We start from the raw sequence: 14,711 nt of genomic DNA, 5'->3' as shown, positions 1-14,711 counted from the left end.
GTCAGAGCGCTGTGACGGTGGGCCCGGTGAGCGCGACGACCGCGGTCCCGGTGAGCGTGACGGTGCCGTCGGGCAGGGTGACGGCGATGTCGAGGGTGGCGTGCCGTTCGCCGCGGACGTCCTCGATGGCCACGACCTTCCCCGTCGCGGTCGGTTCGGCCAGCACCGGCGTGATCGCGCCGAAGCGCACCCCGTAGGTGCGAATCGCTTCCGGCGCAACCCAATCGGTCAGCAGCCGCCCCAGGTAGGCCATGGACAGCATGCCGTGGGCGAAGACGTCGCCGAGCCCGGCGGAGTGGGCCACGTCGGTGTCGATGTGCATCGGGTTGTGATCGCCCGAAGCGCCCGCGAACAGGGCCAGGGTGGTGCGGGTGATGGGCCCCGCGGCCAGCGGCGGCAGTTTGCTGCCCACGGTGATATCGGCGGTGCCGGTGGTCATTCGGAGGCTCCCGGATTGCGGACGACGAGGACCGAGCGCAGGTCGGCGACCAGGCTGCCGTCGGTCCTGGTGACGGCGGTCTGCCGGACGAGGAAGTCGAGCGCGCCGCCCTTCTTGCTGTAGACGTCGGTGATACGGGGTGACGCGGTCAGCGTGTCCCCGGCATAGGCGGTCGCGTGGTAGATGAAGTGCTGTTCGCCGTGCAGGATCCGGCGCAGATCGACACCGAGACCGGCCAGCCAGCCGAACGGGTCCGGCTGCTCGAGTTCGATCGCGAACAGGAACGTCGGCGGCGCGGGCAGGGCGCGGTGCCCGGCCGCGGCGGCGGCGCGCTCGTCGGTGAAGACCGGGTTGGTCTCGCCGATGGCCTTGGCGAAGAACCGGAGTCGCCCCGCGTCCAGGGTCATGGTGATCGGTGGCAGTTCGGTGCCGATCACACCGGGATCCAGGGCCATGCTCAGTCCACCTTCTGGTAGAGGGTCACGACGGCCGCCCCGCCCAGGCCGATGTTGTGCTGCAGGGCGATTCGCGCGCCCTCGACCTGCCGGGCGGCGGCGCGGCCGCGCAGCTGCCAGACCAGCTCGGCGCACTGCGCCAGGCCGGTCGCGCCGAGCGGGTGCCCCTTGGACAGCAGCCCGCCGGACGGGTTGGTGACCACCCGCCCGCCGTAGGTGTTGTCGCCGTCGGCGATGAACTTCTCGGCGGTGCCCTCCGGGGTCAGGCCGAGGGCCTCGTAGCTGAGCAGCTCGTTGGTGGTGAAGCAGTCGTGCAGTTCCACGACCGGAATGTCGAGGGGGTCCACGCCGGCCTGCTGATAGACCTGCTGGGCGGCGGCCCGGGACATGTCGTAGCCGACGATCGACAGCATCGAGTCGCCGTCGAAGGTCGAGGCGGTGTCGGTGACCATGGCCTGCGCGGTGATCGCCACGTCGGTGCGCAAACCGTGTGTGCGCGCGTAGTTTTCGCTGACCAGGACGGCGGCCGCCGCGCCGCAGGTGGGCGGGCAGCACTGCAGCCGGGTGAGCGGTCCGTAGATCTGCGGGGAGGCCAGCACCTCCTCGACGGTCACCGGATCGCGGAACACCGCATTGGGATTGCCGGCCGCGTGCCGGCGCGCCTTGACCGCGATCCGCGCGAACACCGCCGGGTCCATGCCGTACCGGTCGGCGTATTCGCGACCCGCGCCGCCGAAGTACCGGGCCGCGAAGGGTGCGTCGCCCTCGCCCTGGAGACGGTGGACCACGGTGTCGAAGCTGTCGAACGGGCTGGGCCGATCGGTGTAGGCGGCGGCGAGCGCGCCGCGCTGCATCTGCTCGAATCCCAGGGCCAGCACCACATCCGCGATGCCGTGCTCGATCGCCTGCCGAGCCAGGAAAAGCGCCGACGACCCGGTCGAGCAGTTGTTGTTGACATTGATCACGGGAATGCCGGTGGCGCCCACGCGGTAGAGCGCCGCCTGCCCCGACGTCGAATCTCCGTACACCCACCCCGCATACGCCTGCTGCACCGTCGTGTACTCGATGCCCGCGTCGGTCAACGCGGCCCGCACCGCCTGCTCGCCCATGACGTCGTAGGTCTGCGTCCGGCTGGGCGTGGTGAACGGGATCATCCCGACGCCCGCCACCAACACGCGACTTCCCATGTCTCACCTCTCGGGGATTGCGCTATCTGGAATTCACTTAGTAGAGCAGTGGGTGCGCGTGGATGCAAGGGCGATGATGTTCTTAGTGGGTAATCAGTGCGCAATCCTCGGGTGTGTTCAACCCTGGTCCTTAGATCTAGCTATTCATTCTTCACTTACTTTGACCTCGACATCGGTGACCCCAACTGTTGGGGCTGTCGGTGGCTGCGGCCCGGGTTCGATACTGGCTCCCGCCAAGATCGAGAACGATGGAGCCGCAGATGAATTCGAAGAAGACCCTCGCCGCGTTCGCCGTCACCGCGGCCCTTCTCACCCCCGCCGGCGTGCTGGCCGCCCCTGCCCAGGCCGATGCGCCGGCGCCGGTGCAGGCCCAGCCGGTGGACACCACCGCCACCGGCTCCTCCAGCGGGTCCTACTCCGCCGCCAACCACCTGGTCTGCGTCCTCTTCCACACCAGCCTCAATGGCTCCGTGGGCATCCCGTTCTGCTGACGGCCGCTGGCCGGGACTGTGATTCATCACGTTTATCTGCTTCAGTGACCCGTACCGTCTCGGCGCCGCTTACCGTCGCGAGGCACAACAGTTTGTTTGGGAAGGTGGCAACAAGCGTGATCGGTACGCGGGCGAAGCTCGATGAACTGGCCAAGATCCTGGAGATGGCCGCGGAACCGGCGGGTGAGGCCGGACTCGCCAAGCGGGCGTCGAAAGGCATTCCGAGCGTTCGGCAGCGGGTGGAGATGCTGCTCGACCGCGGGACGTTCATCGAGACCGGCGCGCTGGCTCGCCAGCCCGGTCAACCGGACGCGCTCTACGGTGACGGACTGGTCACCGGTCGCGGGCTGATCGGGGGGCGTCCGGTGGTGGTGATCTCCCACGATCAGACCGTGTACGGCGGGTCGGTCGGGGTCACGTCCGCCCAGAAGTTCATGCGGGCACTGAAATTCGCGTTCGACAACGCGTGCCCGGTGGTGACGATCAACGATTCGGGCGGTGCGCGGATCCAGGACGCGGTGGGTTCCATCGCATCGTTCGGTGATATCTCCCGGGTGCTGGAGAAGCTGTCCGGCTATGTGCCGCAGGTGTCGATCATTCTCGGCAAGTGCGCCGCGGGCTCGGTGTACGGGCCGATCAATACCGACGTGCTCATCGGCACCAAGGACTCCTACATGTTCGTCACCGGGCCGGAGGTGATCAAGGCGGTCAACGGCGAGGACGTGACCGCCGAGGAGCTCGGCGGCGCGAAGGTGCAGGCCGAACGCGGGACCCTGCATCACGTGGCCGAGACCGAGCAGGAGGCCTACGAATGGGCCCGCAACTACCTGAGCTTCATGCCGACGAGCTGCCTCGAGCAGCCGCCGATCGTGAATCCCGGCCTGGAGCCCGAGATCACGGCCAGTGACCGGGAACTCGACACGATCATCCCGGATTCCGATCGTGCCGGCTACGACATGCACGAGATCCTGCTGCGCATCTTCGACGACGGCGAGTTCCACGAGATCCGTGCCGCGTTCGCGCCGAACCTGATCACCGGCTTCGCCCGCGTCGACGGCTACCCGGTCGGCGTGATCGCGAATCAGCCACTGGTGCTGGGCGGTTCCATCGATGCCGCCTGCTCGGACAAGTCGACCTACTTCATCCGGCTCTGCGACGCCTTCAACATCCCGCTCGTGTTCGTCGCCGACACTCCCGGCGTGCTGCCGGGCCTCGCGGAGGAGGCCAACGGCGTCATCATCCGCGGCGGCCGTGTCCCGCGCGCCATCATCGAGGCGACGGTGCCGATCATCAACCTGGTGGTACGCAAGTCCTACGGTGGCGCATACGGCATGATGGCCGCCCGGCAGGTCGGCGCGGACGTCAGTTTCGCCTGGCCCACAGCCCGTATCGCGGTGATCGGCGCCGAAAGCGCGGTCGACCTCCTCGGCAAGCGCCAGTTGGCCGCGATGCCGGAGGAACATCGCGCCGCGGCCCGCGAATTCATGATCAACCAGTACAACGAGACGGTCGCCACCCCCTGGGTCGCCGCCGAACGCGGCTACATCGACGCCGTCATCGAACCGTCCCGCACCCGCCTGGAAATCCGCCAGGCCCTCCGCCTGCTCCGCGACAAGAAGCCGGTCAAGCCGGAGTTCAACCCGCGCAAGCACCCGATATACCCGATGTGACGTGACCGACCGGCGCGAAAACCGGTGCGGGACAACGGCCGGATGGCCCTGAGCCATCCGGCCGCAGCCGCGCGCTCGGTTCTCATTGACGTCTGCTCGCGATCAGCTCCTGTCGGTCGTCGATATTCGATGCAGGCGTATGGGTCCCACGAAGCGGCGCGTGGTTGCCGGCTTGGTGTTCACCAGCGAGAGGTCGCCGCCGTAATGGGCCAGGACGCGGTGGTCCATGACGGCTCGCCACAGCGGGGGAATGGCGGCGAGCAGGATCAGGGTGGCGTAGCCGGCCGGGAGCTGTGGTGCCGTTTGTGAGCTGCGCAGGGTTTGGTAGCGGCGACCGGGATTGGCGTGGTGGTCGCTGTGGCGTTGCAGGTGGAACAGGAATACGTTCGTGACCAGGCGGTCGCTGTTCCAGCTGTCGCGCGGGGAGCACCGTGCGTAGTTGCCGTTGGCGCGGCGCTGGCGCAGCAGTCCGTAGTGCTCGATGTAATTCACCGTTTCCAGCAGTCCCGCACCCAGCACCGCCTGCACCATCAGAAACGGAATCACCCCGAGGCCGAAGGCCAGGATCATGGTGCCCCACAACGCGACACTCATCGACCAGGCCTGCAACAGCTGGTTGTGCGGGCTGAACCAGCGCTTTTCCTTGCGAGACAGGCGTTCTCGCTCCAGGACCAGCGCCGAGCGGAAGCCGCCGACGGCGCTGCGCGGCAGGAACTCCCACAGTGACTCGCCGAATCGGGCGCTGGCCGGATCCTCGGGCGTCGCCACACGCGCATGATGACCCCGATTGTGTTCGACGAAGAAATGCCCGTAACCCGACTGTGCCAGAGCGACCTTCGCCAGCCAGCGTTCCAGGTGTTCGGCCCGGTGGCCGAGTTCATGGGCGGCGTTGATTCCGATGCCCGACACGAACCCGAGCGTCACGGCCAGACCGAGCTTGTCGGATACGCTCAGCTCGCGACTTGCCCAGAGATAGCCAGCGATGAGCAGCCCGGTGAGCTGTAGCGGCAGAAAGAGATACGTGCACCACCGATAGAACCGGTCTTCGGATAATGCCTCGTAGTCTTCCTCGCGTGGGTTGCTCCCGTCATCCCCCACAGACAGATCCAGCAGTGGGATCAGTACCAGCACGAATACCGGACCGATCCACCAGAATACTGTGAGGCCCGTGCGGGCTACCAATTGTGAGGGAAGTACAGCGCACGAAGGCGCGATCAACCCCAGAATCCAGAGGTATCGCTTGGGGTCGCGTGCGTTCGAGTCATGGAAAATCGACATAGGGGCCTCTTTGATCCAACAGCGGCACTCGCTCGCGAGTGCAGACGGCCGAAATCTTTTGGCTCAAACCCGTCGATTTAGATTAGTCGGTTTTCTCCGCTGCGCTAGATGAATTGCCAAAAATGGTGACTGACCGGGCAATTCGACCTCATGCTCGGTTACGGACATCGAGCTCTGTGCATGATGCCCGGCAGTCAGGGTCGGTGCGAGGACCGATCCCGGCTGCCGGGCATCATCGACTGAACGTCAGCGGGTCAGGGCAGGGCCCCGCAGTTGTTCGGAGCGGGCCAGCCGGCGAGCCGATCGGTCAGCCACTGCTGCGAGTCCGCCAGCGATGGAAAGAACGCCAGCACATGGGTTCCCACCAGACCCGAAACGGTCGGAATCTGCGCGTTCGGATCCAGTTCGACGGGCACGCCGCTACTGCACCAACTGGCCGCCATCTCCCGCACCGGCACGTAGGGCGCACCCTCATCGTTCATGGCCGAGGCGGTGAGGACGGGCACCGACGGAGTGAGCGTGCCGATGCGCTGTTGGTCGAAGGCTGATTTCAGCTCGGGGTTCCGATCGATGACCGCGGTGAGCGGTTCGCCGCTGGTGGTCCATTCGGACGTGCGCGGATGGTCCTGGGCCAGGCTGGCCGGGACGGCGCATTTGCCCAGAGCGTCGTTCAGGATCGCCTTACCTGTGTCATTGAGCTCGGCGTCGAGTATCGGGCGAGTCTCCGGGTAGTCGGCGGCGATGCCATTGAGGATCCAGGCGAAAGCCGGTGCGATGGAGGGCCGTCCGTCGTTGTATCCGATGAAGTATTCGTCGTCGACCACCGGACCGCCCACATAGGCGCCGCGTATGTTCAGCTCGGGAGCGTAGCTCGACTGCAGTTCGGCCGCGCCTGCGGAAGCCATGCCGCCCTGTGAGTACCCGTAGAGAACGACCGGCGTGCCGGGGTTGAAGCCGGTGCCGGGCAATTGCAGTGCGGCGCGCGCCGCATCCAGCAGCGCGTAGGCCTGTGCCTTGCGGTTGAGGTAGTCGTGCACGTCGGGGGTGCCGAGGCCGTGGTAGTCGGTCACCACCACCGCGATTCCGCGGGCGAGCAGCGAATACAGCGCCAGCAGGTCGTATTCGAAAATGATGTCCGCCGGGGGCTGGTATTGCACGACCTGCGTCATCAATTTCGACGGCGCACATTGATTGCCCTGGCCCTTGGTGCCGCCCGCGTATGCGATCAGTGGGCGCTCACCTGGGCCGGTCCACGGCACGCTCGGCTGCAGGAGCGTGCCGACGACTGCCGTCGGCGCATCGTGGGTATCGCTGCTGACGTACATCATTCGCGTCGCGGCGGCCGGAACGACGCCGGGCATTCCGGGTGCGGAGAAGGCCACCTGTGCCGGTTCGGCGCGCACGATGGCCCCCGGTGTGGGTGGTAGCGGCGGCGGCAGGTAGAAATCGTCGCCCGCCGCGACGGGTTCCGCACTGGCGAGCAGCGCCGAGTTCGTGGCGCCGCCGCCGACCATGATGAGGGTTCCTGTCAAAGCTGCGGCCAATCCAAGCAGTCGCCTCCGCACTTTATCGATCCTTCCTGCGAGTGAGGGACCCAGGGCATCTCGAATCGGGTGTTGAGGCTATACGCAGGGCTATCGGTTTTTTGTGAATCAGTGGAAGAAACGCCGGACTCGCGTCGGCCTACCGCGTGTCGTTATGGGATTGCCCGTCGTGTCGCCATTGCCAATTCGGAGATGTCTATGAATGACCTGTGCGCCCTACGGGATTGCGAATCCTCGGGTCGCGCAGGCGCGAGGGCTCGTTGATCGGGTGGCCGGCCTAGGGCAGGAGAGCAGGTGAATCCCCGGTCGCGGGGAGGACTGTTGCCTGATCGATGACAAACGTCCGTTTTGGTGTGTAGCTGAAAGTTTGCCGATATAGTCGGGTCAGAATTCGGACTGGCTTGTCTAACGACGTGAACTATTCATGGAGGTCAGACACGTGCTTGGTCGGTTTCCTGTTTTCCTCCGCAGCGGGTCGGCGAAAGTTGCAGCTGCGCTGGGTGGTGTGGTTCTCGGGTTGTCGATGATGACGACGACTGCTGCGGCGGATCCGATATATCCGATCCCCGATCCGGATCCGTTCTACGCCGCGCCGGCGGATCTGGCGGCACATCGGCCCGGTGATGTGCTCCGCACGCAGACACTGCCGCCGGTGGCCGTATTTCCCGGCGCCACCGTTACTTTGGTGCAATTCCGATCCACCAACTCCCACGGTGAGCCGATCGCGGCGACCACCACGATCCTTACCCCGATCGGTCACCAGCCCGACGCCCCGTTGATGTCGTATCAGCACTTCATCAACGCGCTCGGCACCAGCTGCGCGGTGTCACATCTGCTGTACTCCAACGATCCGAATCTCCTGACGACGGCGTCGATTCTGAATATGGCACTGGCGCAGGGCTGGAGCATAGCGCTGCCGGATCATCTCGGTCCGTACGTCGCGTTCGGGGCGGCGCGTCTGGGTGGCCGGATCGTTCTGGATGGTGTCCGAGCGGTGAAACAGCTGCCGGAACTCGCCGCCCAGCACAGTCCGGTCGTGCTGGCCGGCTACTCCGGCGGCGGCATGGCCACCGGGGCGGCGGCGGCGCTCCAGCCGTCGTACGCGCCGGAGCTGAAACTCGCGGGTGCGGCCATCGGTGGTGCCCCGATGAACCTGGTGACGATGGTGCAGGCGTTGGGCTACGACCCGCACCCGGCCTTCGGGCTGGCCATGGCGGCGGCGATCGGCCTCGAGCGCGAATATCCGAACGAGCTGCCGATCAGCTCGTACCTCAACCAGACTGGCTTGGCCCTCCGCAATGAAATGGCCAATGACTGCACCAATCAGATCCTCGCCGAAGGCGTCGGCGGCAGCGCGCGGGCATACATGGCCGATCCCACGGGCTTCAACTTCCGTGAAGGCCAGTCGGTGCTGGAGGAGAACAGCTTGGAACTCTTCGGCGAAGTGCCGGAAACACCGGTGTTCGAATGGCATTCACCCGACGACCCGCTGATTCCGGTCCAAGCGATCGACAACACCGACCACCGCTGGTGCGCGGCCGGCGTCCCGGTGCAGACGCTGCGCGTTCCCGCACCCGAACATCTGTCGGGAGCGGTGCTGGGTGCCCCCGAGGTACTGGCGTGGCTCAACGGCCGGGTTCGCGGCGAGCCGGCACCCAGTAACTGTTGACCGGGTTGCCGTGACTTCACGGCCGGCGTTCTCACCTGATCCGGGCGGCCTGGCAGGTCGCCCGGACTGGGCCGAGCAGACGGGATCGGGCGGCTCCGGCTTCCCCCCCGGCGGAGCGGTCGGCCGAGCTCGACGCTCTGACCTGGATAAATGTGCCCTCGGCAGGATTCGAACCTGCGACACCCGCTTTAGGAGAGCGGTGCTCTATCCCCTGAGCTACGAGGGCTGGACGTGCCGGGCGGGAGGCTCGGCCGGGACGTCGGGGAGTCTACCTGGTCGGGGGGCCGGGGGCCGCATTCGTGGTCGGGGTGGTGGAGTCGGCTGATCGGCGGGGTGGTGGGCGCGGCGAGCCCGGCCCGGAGCCGCTAGCGGCCCGCGGGCCGGCTCTCGTCGTAGTCCGACGGTGCGAATCTGCTTGTCTTCCAGCGGAAGAGGAGGGTGGCGCCGGGCCAGTTGTTGGTGATGCGGCCGGAGGCGTTGCGGTACCAGCTGGAGCAGAAGTTCCAGGGGGTGTCCTTCAGGCGGCGCTGCAGCCAGTCGTCCCAGGACTTTTCGACGTCGGGGCGGGGCGAGAGGATGTGGCCGGGGCGGGCGGAGAGGTAGTCGACGACCTGGCGGATGTAGCGGGCCTGGGACTCCAGCATGTAGATGATGGAACCGGAGCCGACGTTGGTGTTCGGGCCGTACATCATGAACAGGTTGGGGAAGCCGGGGACCGACATGCCGAGGAAGGCGCGGGCGCCCTCGGGTGACCATTCGTCGGCGAGTTTGCGGCCCTGCAGGCCATAGATATTCATGGGGGCGAGGAACTCGGTGCCCTTGAAGCCGGTGCCGTAGACGATGACGTCGACGGGATGCTCGACGCCGTCGGCGGTGCGAATTCCGTTGGTCGTCACCGCTTCGATGGCGGTGGTCTCGACGGTGACATTGTCCCGGGTCAGTGCGGGGAAGTACTCGTTGGAGAACAGGCCGCGCTTGCAGCCGGCGGCGTAGTCCGGAGTCAGCTTGGCGCGCAGCGCCTCATCGGGCACCTGCTGGTTGCGATGCCGGTCCGCGACGGCGATCACCGGATGCTTGATGGCGGGAATGTCGGTGAGCGCCAACGCCATCACCTCGAAGAAGGTCCAGATGGCGAATCGCTCGGCCAGCCGCGTCCCGGGCACGTACTTGAACAGCGCGTGGTGCACCGGGGTGTACTCGGTGTCGAACTTCGGCAATACCCAGGCGGCCGAACGCTGGAACAGCGTGAGGTGTCCGACCTTCGGCTGGATGGCCGGAATGTATTGGATGGCACTGGCTCCCGTGCCGATGCACGCGACCCGCTTGCCCGTCAGATCGACCGAATGATCCCACTCGGCGGAGTGGAAGGCCGCGCCGGCGAAGGAGTCGATGCCGGGGAGGTTCGGCATCGCGGGGCGGGAGAGCTGCCCGACGGCGGGGATGAGGACGTCGGCGACGTGGGTGACGCCGTCGGCGGTGCGAACCCGCCACCGGCCGCCCTGCTCGTCGAATTCGGCGTCCATCACCTCGGCGCCGAACTCGATCTTGGCGGGCAGGTCGTGCTTCTCGGCGACGGCGCGCATGTACGCGTGGATGTCGGCCTGCTGCGAGAACCGGCGTGGCCAATCGGATTTCGGCTCGAACGACCACGAGTACAGCGGCGAGGGCACATCGCAGGCGGCGCCCGGGTAGGTGTTCTCGCGCCAGACGCCGCCGAGGTCGGCGGCCTTCTCCAGGATGGTGAAGTTGGTCAGGCCGTGGCGTTGCAGTTCCAGCGCCATGCCCAGCCCGGCGAATCCGGCACCGATGATCAGAATGGAGGGCTCTCGCTGCATACCAGCAACGGTAGGGCGTATTCCCGCCGGTCCTGCAGACATCGCCGGACAGCGAATCCGTATTTTCGGTCACGTCGGTCGGGTGAGTCCTGATTCACCCCTGGCAATCATGGGAAGGCCGCCCTCACGGCCCGCTGTCCGGGTCAGTGAGCGCCGTCTGACCTGCGACGCTGTCCTCGACTGGACAGCCCGGTGTCACACTCAATATATTCACGGAAGTTCTTGCTCCAATTTACTTGTCCTGGTTAGTGATTGGCTATTCTGCGCCGCCGCAGGGGGCGTCGTCAGCAGGTCGTGGCGCTGATCAGGATTGCGGAGCCGGCTGGTCGTCGTGCTGGGCGGCGGCGGGTCGGCTACGGGCTGCGGGCGGTGAGGGTGGGGTTCGCCGCCCGCAGCTCGAATATTTCGCCAGCTCACCGGCCCCGGACTGAGGTCACGTTGCCGTCAGTTCGGGCCCCGACCCGTGCATGTCCGAATCGGCTAGGCTCGCCGCAAGTGACTCAGTTCACTCTCCAGTAGGTACATGCAAGGAGCGGTTGGGAAATGTTGAGCACCATGCAGGACGAGCAGCTGTCACTCGCGACACTGCTGCGCTATGCCTCCACCTTCCAGGGCGACAGCCACGTCTCCACCTGGACCGGTGACGGCTTACGCACCCAGACCTATCGCGAGGTCGGCCAGGACGCGGCCCGGCTCGCCAATGCCCTGCGTGACCTGGGTATCGGCGTCGGTGACCGGGTCGGCACGTTCATGTGGAACAACAACGAGCACATGGTCGCCTACATCGCGGTGCCCGCCATGGGCGCGGTGCTGCACGCGCTGAACATCCGGCTCTTCCCCGAGCAGCTGGTGTACGTGGCCAATCACGCCGAGGATCAGGTCGTCATCGTGGACGGCTCGCTGCTGCCGATGTTCGCGCAGTATCTGCCGAACCTGAAGACGGTCCGCCACGTCATCGTCGCCAATGGCGATGCCGCCGCGCTGCAGGCCCCCGAGGGTGTCACCGTGCACTCCTACCGGGAGCTGCTCGACGCCCAGCCCGACACCTACGACTACCCGGTCGTCGACGAGCGTTCCGCCGCCGGCATGTGCTACACCTCCGGCACCACCGGCGATCCCAAGGGCGTCGTCTACTCGCACCGCTCGAACTGGCTGCACGCCATGCAGGTGATCTCGCCCAACGGCATGGGCTTCACCGCGGCCGACACCGTGCTGGCCATCGTGCCGCTGTTCCACGCCAATGCCTGGGGCATTCCGTACGCCGCGCTCATGTCGGGCGCGAATGTGCTGATGCCGGACCGTTTCCTGCAGCCCGCACCGCTGCTGGCAATGATGGCCGAGGCGAAGCCGACCTTCGCCGCCGCGGTCCCGACCATCTGGGGCGGCGTGCTGGCCGGGCTGCAGGCGCAGCCGCAGGACATCTCGCACCTGCGTACCTGTGTGGTCGGCGGCGCGGCGGTCCCGCCGTCGATGATGCGGGCCTTCGAGGAGCGGCACGGTGTGAAGCTGCTGCACGCCTGGGGCATGACCGAGACCTCGCCGCTGGGTTCGGTGGCGCATCCGCCCGCCGGCGCCGAGGGCGAGGAGGCCTGGAGCTACCGCTACACCCAGGGCCGCTTCCCGGCCGGCGTGCAGGCGCGCCTGGTCGGCGATGACGGTTCGGTGCTGCCGAACGACGGAGAAGCCCTGGGCGAGTTGGAAGTTCGCGGCCCGTGGATCACCGGCGCCTACTACGCGCCGTCGGGCGGCGAGGTCGATCCCGACAAGTTCCACGACGGCTGGCTGCGCACCGGCGACGTCGGCAAGATCAGCCCCAATGGCTACCTCACCCTGGTCGACCGCTCCAAGGACGTCATCAAGTCCGGCGGCGAATGGATTTCGTCGGTGGACCTGGAGAACGCCGTCATGGGCCACCCGGCCGTGGCCGAGGCCGCCGTCATCGGCATCCCGGACGCGAAGTGGGACGAGCGTCCCCTGGTCGCCATCGTCCTGGTCGAGGGCACCGAGGCCGAACCCGAAGAGCTGCGCGACTTCCTGGCCCCCAAGTTCGCCAAGTGGCAGCTGCCCGAGCACTGGTGCTTCATCGCCGAGGTCCCCAAGACCAGCGTCGGCAAGTTCGACAAGAAGCGGCTGCGTGCCCAGCACGCCGACGGCTCGCTGACCGTCGTCACGCTGTCCTGACCCACCCGGGTGCGCCCTCGGCGGGAGGGCGCACCCGCCGGTCAGCCGAATGCGCTGTGTCGCAGCGCTTCACGCCGTCCCGAGCGGATTCAGGACGGCGAATCGCCATTCCCCGTTCTCGAGCTGCCGGGCGATATTCGCGGTGGTGCCGGTGGGGGAGACCCGCGTGCCGTCGGGCGCGTCGATCTCCAGGGTCCAGTTGGTGACCAGCAGGGCTGCGTCACCGCCGATCAGCAGATGCTTGCTGTTGTTGGTGAGCTGTCCGCGGGCGGCGACCGTGCCGCTGATCTCCTGACGCAGGGCGTCCGAGCCGGAAATGACGGCTCCGGTGGTGGTCCGCATGGTCGCGCCCGGGGCGAAGAGCGAGAGCACCCCCGGCACGTCGCCCGCGTTCAGGCGCTCCTCGAAAACCCTTGGCAGCTGGGCGGGATCGGTGATCTGGGTGGCCATGATCTGGTCCTTTCGTGGTCGGATCGACGCTTTCCATGCTGGTCTGCGGCGGTGGCCCGGGCGAGGTCGAAAGGGGACGCGTCATGGTCAAAAGTGGAAAATCGCGGTTCGGCTAGCCCTCCGGGTAGAAGACGAACAGGGTGCAGCCGGTGACCGTCGAGGGGACGTGCCAGGAACCGGCAGGGGCGTGGAGGAAGGTTCCGGCGGGGTAGTCGCGCGCGCCGTCGTTGAAGACGCCCGAAACCACGTACACCTCTTCGGGACCGGGCTGATGGATGTCGCGACCGTGCCAGGAGGCGTTCGGGTCCAGCTCGACGACGTTGGCGCTCGCGCCGTTCGTTCCCGTCCAAAGGGTACGCACCCGGATGCCCGGGAAGATCTCGCGCGCAGGCGATTCCGTGACGGAGGCCGAGGTGTAGCCGGGCTGGGTGAGAATTTCGGAAGTCATGCCGACCACGGTGCCGTAGGCGGCATGGGCGGCACAGTGTCAGAAAAGACATTATGGGGTACTTTTCTGCCATGCATCGCGTGACGGCTCTGGTGCGGCCGGTCCAGTCGACCTTCGAGCTCGGCTGTGCCGCAGAGGTATTCGGCACCGAACGGGAAGGTGTGCCGAACTACTACGAATTCGGGGTGTGCACCGAGACGCCGGGACTGGTGCCCACGACGGCCGGGTACTCGCTGGAGGTGGCGGACGGGCTTGCGGCGCTGGCCTCCGCCGACACTGTGATAATTCCGGGCTGGACGCCGGTGGAGGCGCCGCTCTCCGACCCGGTGCGTCGTGCGCTGCTGCGGGCGCACGGCCGCGGTGCTCGAATTGTCACGATCTGCCAGGGGGTATTCGCCCTGGCGCGCACGGGTTTGCTCGACGGCAGGGCCGCCACCACGCACTGGGCGCGCGCCGACCGGCTGCAGGCGGAGTTTCCCCGGATTCATGTGCAGCCGGACGTCCTCTACGTCGACCACGGCGACGTCGCCACCAGCGCCGGTGCGGGCGCGGGCATCGATCTGTGCCTGCACCTGGTCCGCCGCGATCACGGTGCCGCCCACGCCGCACTGCTCGCCCGGCACATGGTGATGCCGCCGCACCGTGAAGGCGGCCAGACCCAATACGCGCCGACGCCCCCGCCCTCCGACCTGCTGGATGGCCTGCTCGACTGGGTGGAGGGCCGGCTCGGATCGCCACTCTCGGTGCGCGACATGGCCGCTCACCTCAATGTCTCGCCCCGCACGCTGGCCCGCAGCTTCGACGATCGGCTCGGCACGAGTCCGGGTGCGTGGTTGCTCGCGCGCCGGGTGGCGGCGGCCCGCACGCTGCTGGAGGACACGGACCTGCCGGTGGACGCCATCGCGACTCACGTCGGCCTGGTCTCGGCGGTGAACCTGCGCCGTCGTTTCCGTGCGCAGGTGGGAACGACTCCGGGCGCGTACCGCCGGGCCTTCCGGATCTCGTGAGCGGCCGGTGTCGCCGCGGGCTAGGCGTCCTTGACCGCGGGGGCACGACCCGGACGC

The 14,711-nt window shown here is 67.1% G+C and carries 13 protein-coding genes and 1 tRNA gene; 5 read left to right on the top strand and 9 right to left on the bottom strand.

Annotation, left to right across the window (positions count from 1 at the left end):
* Position 1: 1 nt before the first annotated feature.
* The 3 genes from ACWEQQ_RS04260 to ACWEQQ_RS04250 are packed head-to-tail and all read right to left on the bottom strand — an operon-like array spanning position 2 to position 2,081.
* Positions 2-439, bottom strand: coding sequence for a MaoC/PaaZ C-terminal domain-containing protein (locus ACWEQQ_RS04260; RefSeq protein WP_452347065.1), 438 nt, complete (start codon positions 437-439; stop codon positions 2-4).
* Positions 436-894 carry a MaoC family dehydratase N-terminal domain-containing protein gene (locus ACWEQQ_RS04255; protein ID WP_452347064.1) on the bottom strand — a complete coding sequence of 153 codons (459 nt, stop codon included), beginning with the start codon at positions 892-894 and terminating at the stop codon, positions 436-438. The genes ACWEQQ_RS04260 and ACWEQQ_RS04255 overlap by 4 nt, the downstream gene beginning before the upstream one ends.
* A 2-nt stretch (positions 895-896) precedes the next feature.
* Positions 897-2,081 (bottom strand): lipid-transfer protein, encoded by a 1,185-nt coding sequence (locus ACWEQQ_RS04250; protein WP_452347063.1) that lies wholly within the window; start codon positions 2,079-2,081, stop codon positions 897-899.
* Positions 2,082-2,341: 260 nt separating this feature from the next.
* Between ACWEQQ_RS04250 and ACWEQQ_RS04245 the strand changes: the two genes are divergently transcribed.
* Positions 2,342-2,572, top strand: a complete 231-nt coding sequence (locus ACWEQQ_RS04245; protein ID WP_452338074.1) for a hypothetical protein — start codon at positions 2,342-2,344, stop codon at positions 2,570-2,572.
* A 116-nt stretch (positions 2,573-2,688) separates the two neighbouring features.
* Entirely contained in the window at positions 2,689-4,242 is a 1,554-nt protein-coding gene (locus tag ACWEQQ_RS04240; RefSeq protein ID WP_452347062.1) for an acyl-CoA carboxylase subunit beta, read from the top strand.
* Positions 4,243-4,344: 102 nt separating this feature from the next.
* Here ACWEQQ_RS04240 and ACWEQQ_RS04235 read toward each other — a convergent pair whose 3' ends face one another.
* Positions 4,345-5,520, bottom strand: coding sequence for an alkane 1-monooxygenase (locus ACWEQQ_RS04235; protein WP_452347061.1), 1,176 nt, complete (start codon positions 5,518-5,520; stop codon positions 4,345-4,347).
* 254 nt (positions 5,521-5,774) lie between these two features.
* The gene (locus ACWEQQ_RS04230; RefSeq protein WP_452347060.1) at positions 5,775-7,052 is read right to left on the bottom strand and encodes an alpha/beta fold hydrolase; all 1,278 of its coding nucleotides are present in this window, start codon (positions 7,050-7,052) and stop codon (positions 5,775-5,777) included.
* Between the two features lie 436 nt (positions 7,053-7,488).
* Between ACWEQQ_RS04230 and ACWEQQ_RS04225 the strand changes: the two genes are divergently transcribed.
* Complete coding sequence (locus ACWEQQ_RS04225) at positions 7,489-8,733, top strand: lipase family protein (protein ID WP_452347059.1); 1,245 nt, start codon at positions 7,489-7,491, stop codon at positions 8,731-8,733.
* Between the two features lie 153 nt (positions 8,734-8,886).
* On the opposite strand, the gene ACWEQQ_RS04220 is transcribed toward ACWEQQ_RS04225, so the two are convergent.
* Both ACWEQQ_RS04220 and ACWEQQ_RS04215 read right to left on the bottom strand, forming a co-directional pair.
* Positions 8,887-8,959, bottom strand: a tRNA-Arg gene (locus ACWEQQ_RS04220).
* A 139-nt stretch (positions 8,960-9,098) separates the two neighbouring features.
* Positions 9,099-10,568, bottom strand: coding sequence for a flavin-containing monooxygenase (locus ACWEQQ_RS04215; RefSeq protein ID WP_452347058.1), 1,470 nt, complete (start codon positions 10,566-10,568; stop codon positions 9,099-9,101).
* Between the two features lie 543 nt (positions 10,569-11,111).
* On the opposite strand from ACWEQQ_RS04215, the gene ACWEQQ_RS04210 reads away from it, so the two are divergent.
* Positions 11,112-12,749 (top strand): long-chain fatty acid--CoA ligase, encoded by a 1,638-nt coding sequence (locus ACWEQQ_RS04210; RefSeq protein ID WP_452347057.1) that lies wholly within the window; start codon positions 11,112-11,114, stop codon positions 12,747-12,749.
* A gap of 69 nt (positions 12,750-12,818) precedes the next feature.
* Here ACWEQQ_RS04210 and ACWEQQ_RS04205 read toward each other — a convergent pair whose 3' ends face one another.
* Both ACWEQQ_RS04205 and ACWEQQ_RS04200 read right to left on the bottom strand, forming a co-directional pair.
* Complete coding sequence (locus ACWEQQ_RS04205) at positions 12,819-13,199, bottom strand: YybH family protein (RefSeq protein ID WP_452347056.1); 381 nt, start codon at positions 13,197-13,199, stop codon at positions 12,819-12,821.
* Positions 13,200-13,311: 112 nt separating this feature from the next.
* Positions 13,312-13,647: a cupin domain-containing protein gene (locus ACWEQQ_RS04200; RefSeq protein WP_452338066.1), complete on the bottom strand. Its 336-nt coding sequence runs from the start codon at positions 13,645-13,647 to the stop codon at positions 13,312-13,314.
* Positions 13,648-13,718: 71 nt separating this feature from the next.
* Between ACWEQQ_RS04200 and ACWEQQ_RS04195 the strand changes: the two genes are divergently transcribed.
* Positions 13,719-14,654, top strand: coding sequence for a helix-turn-helix domain-containing protein (locus ACWEQQ_RS04195; protein ID WP_452347055.1), 936 nt, complete (start codon positions 13,719-13,721; stop codon positions 14,652-14,654).
* Positions 14,655-14,711: the final 57 nt, after the last annotated feature.

The organism is Nocardia sp. NPDC004123 (assembly GCF_053603795.1).
This window is presented reverse-complemented; position numbering and strand designations above follow the sequence as displayed.

Excerpts from the sequence above, each read along its gene's own strand:
- ACWEQQ_RS04260 (WP_452347065.1), bottom strand. The coding sequence starts at position 439 with ATGACCACCGGCACCGCCGATATCACCGTGGGCAGCAAACTGCCGCCG.
- ACWEQQ_RS04255 (WP_452347064.1), bottom strand. The coding sequence starts at position 894 with ATGGCCCTGGATCCCGGTGTGATCGGCACCGAACTGCCACCGATCACC.
- ACWEQQ_RS04250 (WP_452347063.1), bottom strand. The coding sequence starts at position 2,081 with ATGGGAAGTCGCGTGTTGGTGGCGGGCGTCGGGATGATCCCGTTCACC.
- ACWEQQ_RS04245 (WP_452338074.1), top strand. The coding sequence starts at position 2,342 with ATGAATTCGAAGAAGACCCTCGCCGCGTTCGCCGTCACCGCGGCCCTT.
- ACWEQQ_RS04235 (WP_452347061.1), bottom strand. The coding sequence starts at position 5,520 with ATGTCGATTTTCCATGACTCGAACGCACGCGACCCCAAGCGATACCTC.
- ACWEQQ_RS04225 (WP_452347059.1), top strand. The coding sequence starts at position 7,489 with ATGGAGGTCAGACACGTGCTTGGTCGGTTTCCTGTTTTCCTCCGCAGC.
- ACWEQQ_RS04215 (WP_452347058.1), bottom strand. The coding sequence starts at position 10,568 with ATGCAGCGAGAGCCCTCCATTCTGATCATCGGTGCCGGATTCGCCGGG.
- ACWEQQ_RS04210 (WP_452347057.1), top strand. The coding sequence starts at position 11,112 with ATGTTGAGCACCATGCAGGACGAGCAGCTGTCACTCGCGACACTGCTG.
- ACWEQQ_RS04205 (WP_452347056.1), bottom strand. The coding sequence starts at position 13,199 with ATGGCCACCCAGATCACCGATCCCGCCCAGCTGCCAAGGGTTTTCGAG.
- ACWEQQ_RS04200 (WP_452338066.1), bottom strand. The coding sequence starts at position 13,647 with ATGACTTCCGAAATTCTCACCCAGCCCGGCTACACCTCGGCCTCCGTC.
- ACWEQQ_RS04195 (WP_452347055.1), top strand. The coding sequence starts at position 13,719 with ATGCATCGCGTGACGGCTCTGGTGCGGCCGGTCCAGTCGACCTTCGAG.